Origin of the sequence: Frisingicoccus sp. (assembly GCA_016298055.1) — a bacterium.
GTDB lineage: Bacteria > Bacillota > Clostridia > Lachnospirales > Lachnospiraceae > Frisingicoccus.
Genome location: JAEDDO010000166.1, coordinates 1 through 3,830, shown reverse-complemented (window position 1 = coordinate 3,830; position 3,830 = coordinate 1). Strand labels below are relative to the sequence as shown.

Annotated in this window: 2 protein-coding genes; both read right to left on the bottom strand. The window is 43.4% G+C overall.

All coding sequences use genetic code 11. From position 1 onward, the window contains the following. Positions 1–81: 81 nt before the first annotated feature. Positions 82–2,061 carry a Mur ligase family protein gene (locus QZZ35_RS09840; protein WP_291237242.1) on the bottom strand — a complete coding sequence of 660 codons (1,980 nt, stop codon included), beginning with the start codon at positions 2,059–2,061 and terminating at the stop codon, positions 82–84. Between the two features lie 165 nt (positions 2,062–2,226). Then, a complete protein-coding gene (locus QZZ35_RS09835; RefSeq protein ID WP_291237241.1) occupies positions 2,227–3,336 on the bottom strand; it encodes an ATP-grasp fold amidoligase family protein in 1,110 nt (369 codons plus the stop codon). Positions 3,337–3,830: the final 494 nt, after the last annotated feature.

Below are 3,830 nucleotides of genomic sequence, written 5' to 3'. Positions count from 1 at the left end.
TTCTGCTGTCAGCATAGCACGCTTTTTAGAAGAACGCAAGGCAAAATTCTGTTTTGCAGGACGGCAATTCAGCAATGCCGATTATTCTGTCACCGTTTCGAATTTGGCATGATGCTCCGTAAGATAATGCTGCACATACTCGCTGTTTCCCACACAGACCGTAGGATCATTATGTAAGTGCTTTGAGCAGCCGATCACATCGTCGCCCAAATAGCCAACACTGTCGGGGATGGTTATCTTCTGCAGCCCGATGCAGTCGAAAAAGGCATGACGGTCAATGTGTATCGTACCTTCAGGAATATCAACTTCAGAAAGGCTCTTATTATAGTTAAATGCGTTTTTCCCGATTATTTTAAGGTTTTTGGGCAGCTTAACCGTCTGCAGCGAAGTACACTGGTAAAATGCTTCCTGTCCAATATAATTGACACTGTCAGGAATGACCACAGACCGGATTTTTTGATTTTTTGAAAAAGCAAACGGGCGGATTCTTAAAACGGGAACACCTTCATAGTCAGCAGGGAGCACCAAATCGGTCTCTTCTCCTGTATACTTTTCAATTTCGGCAATATTGTCTTTCCTGAGACGAATGGCGTATCCGTCTTTTTCGACGAGAGTTCCGTTGTTATACTGCTGTTCATTCTGAAGATTCGTCCCGAAAACATGATCGATGGTTTTTACAAGTGCGGCTTCAAACTGACCGCTCTTAAAAAACACGATATCATCTCTTGTGACATTCTCTCGAACCCAATTATCCAAATCCTCACGCGTATCCATTAAAAGGGCATTTGTACAGCCATCGTCGACCATTGCTTTATATGTATACTTGCTGTCCCCTGCATAGAAAATCACCTGATCCAGATCCAGCTTGGCAAGATCGTGACCCAATTTTTCATGCATGCGTACAGAGTCATCACCCAGCTTATCAATATGTCCGGTAATAAAAATCTTTTTCCCCTTTGGCTTAGGCATTTGCGTCAGGGTAACCGCCGATCCCAGAACGGTTTTCGGCTCGGCATTGAAAACGTCTATCATCATGGAATATCCGCCGATATTGACGTAATTCTGGCGCATGCCGCTGGGTTGATATTCAGAAATTGACTTCAAAATATTCTGCATAGGAACATGGGAAAGTCTGCCGACAGCAATAGCAAACAGGGCATTGTAGACATTATACTCACCATACAGTCTCAACTTGGTTTCATATTCACCGTCCGGACACACGGCGGTAAAGCATATGCCCTCCATCGTCGTATGAATATTTTTCGCATAGTAGTCGGCTTTGCTGTTGTTCATGGAGCATGTTATGACTTTGTGTTTATATTTGGCGTTTCGAAGAATATCGTCATCGTAGCAGATGACTACAGCTCCCCTGCGTTTAGCGTATCTCTCCAGGCTGCTTTTATCGATAAAAATATTCTGCTGCGTTTGGTATGTATTCAAATGTGATTCTCCGATATTCGTCAGGACAACAATATCCGGGCGTATGACACATGCAGAACTTTCCACATATCCGGGCATAACGCCGCCGACCTCCTGAACCCAGTATTCATATCGGTGAGTCAGCTTCTGGATGTTTCTCAGAATTGCGCCGTGGCTGTTGGACATGCTGTTTCCGACGAAAGTCTTATAGTGATCGGAAATCACCTTGTTGATTAGGCCGGTCGTAGTTGTTTTGCCAACACTTCCTGTAATGGTAATCCGCTTTGCCGGAATCCGTGCGCATTTCCATTTCTCATAGCTTTGCACACACTTCAAAGGATCACGAACGCCGATCACATTGCTTTGCGGATAATTCGCTTTGTGCTCCTCTGCGCAGAAAACCAGCAATGCTCCCTGCTTGAGAGAGTCTTTGATCACCTTATCCGCAGGATACCAGCCTGCGCTGATCACCACATCGCCGGGCTGCACATATTCCGACTGTGTAAGAATGCGATCAAACTTCATATTTGGATCGATTTCCGCGGGAAGAACGGCTCCAATGATTTTTGCCAGTTTCCCGATATTAATCTTAGTCTCTCTTCTAACCTTCTTGCGAAGTTTCTTTAATTGTTCCCGCAGCATATTTGTCCTCCTAAGTTATGATTGCATTTACAAAGCAAGCCGTAAATCACCGGTTTTTAAACGGTCTGACCCAACACGGCCGGATTAAACAACTGACTTCCTGATACAGGAAGTTAATTCATGTGACTCGATCTGTCCCAAAATGATAAGTCTGCCAAATCGGTTTCAGACATTCGCTTCCGGAAGCTTGAGCATTTCGCCAAGCTTGTAGTCCCATTCCATAGGTTCAAAGCTCTCATATCCGCCACCGGGATAGAACGTCAACTCGCCGACATAGAGTTTGCTGCCGTCTGCTGTCTCATAAAAATCTACACGGACAAAAGGAAACGGCTCTGCCAATTGGTTGGCTATTTCGATCATCTTGTCAAGATTTTTCGGCGGCTTAACCGGGTAATTGCTATTGGGATACTTTCTTGTAAACGGAAGCAGATTCCAGTCCAAATCGTAGAAATTCACACTCATGTTTGAGTCGCGGTCCAATACGGTGAACAGCAGTTCCGCTTTCCCGTTAAAACACATGATCTTGTAATCAATCAATGCGTCGTTGTCTAAATCATTTATATATTCCTCTGCCAGAATTTTGGGGCGTACATGCCTGTAGGCAATGCAATACGAAGAGCACAGATTATTGCGCTTTAGCAGCCACGAACTCATCACCGTTTTCAGGCGGTCAATATCCAGCTCCGCCTTGTTCTTTACCACGATGATATGGCGTCCGTCGCTCTGGACATTTGATTTCAAGACAAACTGATCCGGCAGCAAATCAAAATCAATTTGATTCTCACTTTCCCATTCACCGTAGAGCGGAACCGTATACCCCTCTCCGAGCTGCTCTGTAATATATCGCTTAAACTCGCATTTATCCACACATCTGCCCATTCTGGGATCATAGTAATTCAGCTTCAGCCATTGAATTTTCTGGTTAAAGGTTTTTGGATGATCCAAGTCAAGGTAATAGTTGCAGTGCCTGTAGAAAACCTTCTTCAGTTCTATAGCGCGCTCTTCTTTAGGGAAAAAAAGGGAGCTGATATAGTCCATTCCATAACCCGTATACGCAGCTTTGCCTGAATAAATATCGTCTTGGACTTTTTCTTGCAAAGCTTCTTTCGCATGAAGATTAGCCGGACTATCGGTCCCCTGCATTGCTTTGTTTGATTTCCCGCTGTTTGAACTGTTGTCTTCTCTTGTTAATCTATATAATTTGGTAACCGGTTTCTTTAATTTTGGCCATTTCCGAAATATTGCCTTGATCCATTTTTTTATCGTTTTGCGCATTTGATTACCCCTTTTTATGAAAGATTCGTTTCAGCAATGTTCAATATGAGCTAAATCCCTTATCCCACTCGCAGCGAAAAGTACTGTATCCACTGCCGGGACAGAAAGTAAAATCTTCCGGAAACGGCCTCCCGTTTCTGCCAAATTATTTTTAAAAACCCTAATTGTTTTATTACCGCAAGGAAATATCCGCATTATCAATAATATTGCCCTTAAAAATCCATAATCTGTTTTTCGTAGAACTATCTCCCCCTAAAACAGGAAAAACATCAAATTCGTATTTAAATATTAGCCCTTTTTCATTTTGTTGTCAATAGTTCCAAAAAATGTACGGTGCCCTGTCCGGCCATGGCTGCCGCCCCCCATTCTGCTGTCAGCATAGCACGCCTTTTAGAAGAACGCAAGGCAAAAATTCTGTTTTACAGGATAATTATTCAGCAATACTGAACGCTTCGTATTGTTTTCCAAAGAATAACGGCGTAAAATAGTGCACA